Here is a 1,440-nt window from a genome sequence, read left to right as displayed (position 1 = left end):
GATTTAGGATGTGGCTATGGATGGCATTGCAGGTATGCAATCGAAAACGGGGCTATCTCCGTAATCGGTATTGATATTTCTGAGAAGATGCTTGAAAAAGCTAAGCAAGTCAATCAACTGGATGGAATTAAATATAAACAAATTGCGCTTGAAGACGCCCAATTTGCTAATGGAATGTTTGATGTTATAATCAGTTCATTAACTTTTCATTATATACAATCATACGATGTTCTTATCGGTAAAATTTATCAATGGCTTAAACCCAGAGGTAAATTTGTCTTTTCTGTTGAACATCCTGTCTTTACAGCCGAGGGCAGTCAAGATTGGATTTATAATGAAGCCGGAAGTAAATTACATTGGGCTGTTGACAGATATTTTTACGAAGGACAAAGGAATACCTCATTTTTAGGTGAGAACGTACTGAAATACCATAGGACGGTTAGTACATATTTGAATGAGCTTTTAAAGCAGAGCTTTAAAATCATAGAAGTCAAAGAACCTATACCAAATGAAACTATGCTGAAAAATATACCCGAAATGGAAGACGAATTACGCCGTCCAATGATGTTTTTAATCTCTGTCGAAAAGTAGTTAGTAATTTTTATTGTTGTCTTCCCCATTTTCGGTGTTTCTTCTTTTTCTTCATACGGCTGGCAAATGCCTGTTCCTCGTAGTCTTCCCCCTGTACCTCTGGCAGTAGCCCACCCAATCCGTCTATCAACAAATCATCGGTCTGCTTTTCTCTATTAAGGAAGTTGAAAAGTGCATGAGCTTCCTCTTTCTCTTGGGCGGTGCTGTTGCCTGTGGTCGATGACTGATTTTGTGCAGATGTTTTTTCAGCTTCTTGACGTTGCCCAACCGCCTGTCCGTTCCACCAGTCATTAAAGACATTAGCCGATAGGTTCTTGCCTAAAGCTGAACCGTTCCAAACGGTACGGCTTTCGTGGTCGATAAAAGTCATACCATATATACGCCCCTCATCGTTGCGCCGTACTACGGTATTGATGCCCTGCTCCAACAGTTGCTTTTTAAAATAGGCTTCATTAGTGGCGGTGTGCATCGCTACTTCAATGGTGCTTTTGAGTACGGCTCTTACAGGGTCGGCTTTCATTTTCTCCTTAGCCTTTGTGAATTGGTTTTGCAGTTCGTCCAGTCCTGCCTGCTTGCCGAAAAGGGATGCCTTAAAAGGATTGCTCACTTTTTCTCCCTGTTCGTTCAGCGCAAAATAGACAATACCATTTTTAGGCTGTCCGTGCAATTCCCCTTTGACTTCCTCGGCGGTGATATTGAAAAGTGAAAGCAAGGCATTGTATGCTCCGAGGCTTGCGTACCCGTAATACTGGAGTTGCTACCTTTAGAGCGAGACAGATTTAAGGAGTAATTTTAAATTTGTAGAGATGCATAGAAAATTTGATGATTCGTTTAAGATCATGGCGGTCG

Annotated in this window: 1 protein-coding gene and 1 pseudogene; one reads left to right on the top strand and one right to left on the bottom strand. The window is 41.2% G+C overall.

Features of this window, described 5'->3' with window-relative positions; all coding sequences use genetic code 11:
• Window positions 1-591: class I SAM-dependent methyltransferase (locus ABD930_RS08710; protein WP_345231337.1), on the top strand; the 591-nt coding region annotated here is incomplete at its 5' end.
• A gap of 10 nt (window positions 592-601) precedes the next feature.
• On the opposite strand, the pseudogene ABD930_RS08705 reads toward ABD930_RS08710, so the two are convergent.
• Window positions 602-1,339, bottom strand: a pseudogene (locus tag ABD930_RS08705) (conjugal transfer protein MobB); the annotation flags it as partial.
• Window positions 1,340-1,440: the final 101 nt, after the last annotated feature.

Origin of the sequence: Olivibacter ginsenosidimutans, assembly GCF_039542865.1 — a bacterium.
GTDB lineage: Bacteria > Bacteroidota > Bacteroidia > Sphingobacteriales > Sphingobacteriaceae > Olivibacter > Olivibacter ginsenosidimutans.
This window is presented reverse-complemented; position numbering and strand designations above follow the sequence as displayed.